The sequence below is a fragment of the Streptomyces sp. ATLC9 genome (genome assembly GCF_057196705.1).
In genome coordinates this window covers 1-380 of the sequence record NZ_JBXUOY010000619.1, presented here as the reverse complement: position 1 = coordinate 380, position 380 = coordinate 1, and the positions used below count along the sequence as shown (strand labels likewise).

Below are 380 nucleotides of genomic sequence, written 5' to 3'. Positions count from 1 at the left end.
TCAGGGGCTGCCGCCGAGTCTGACGAGCGTTCCCGCCGGGTGCGCGTTCAATCCGCGCTGTCCCAGGGCCCAGGAGGTGTGCCGCACCGACACACCCCCCCTGCACCAGGTCACCGAGCCGGACGGCGCGGAGCTGACCGGCCGGGCCAGCGCCTGCCACTTCTGGAAGGAGACCATCCATGGCTGAGATCAGGAAGACCGACGAGGCCGTGGTGGACAGCGCTTCCTCCGCCCCGGCCGTCTCCACCGCCGAGCGGCCCGCCGGGAGCGGTGAGCCGATTCTGGAGGTGCGGGATCTGGTGAAGCACTTTCCGTTGACGCGGGGGGTCGTGTTCAAGCGGAAGGTGGGTGCGGTGCGGGCGGTGGACGGTGTGTCGTTC

1 protein-coding gene and 1 pseudogene are annotated in these 380 nt (G+C 70.5%); both read left to right on the top strand.

All coding sequences use genetic code 11. The features are described 5' to 3' along the window. Positions 1–187: oligopeptide/dipeptide ABC transporter ATP-binding protein (locus tag AC2CJA_RS27355; RefSeq protein ID WP_484605295.1), on the top strand; the 187-nt coding region annotated here is incomplete at its 5' end. Further along, positions 180–380: pseudogene (locus AC2CJA_RS27350) on the top strand (peptide ABC transporter ATP-binding protein); the annotation flags it as partial. The gene AC2CJA_RS27355 and the pseudogene AC2CJA_RS27350, both read left to right, overlap by 8 nt.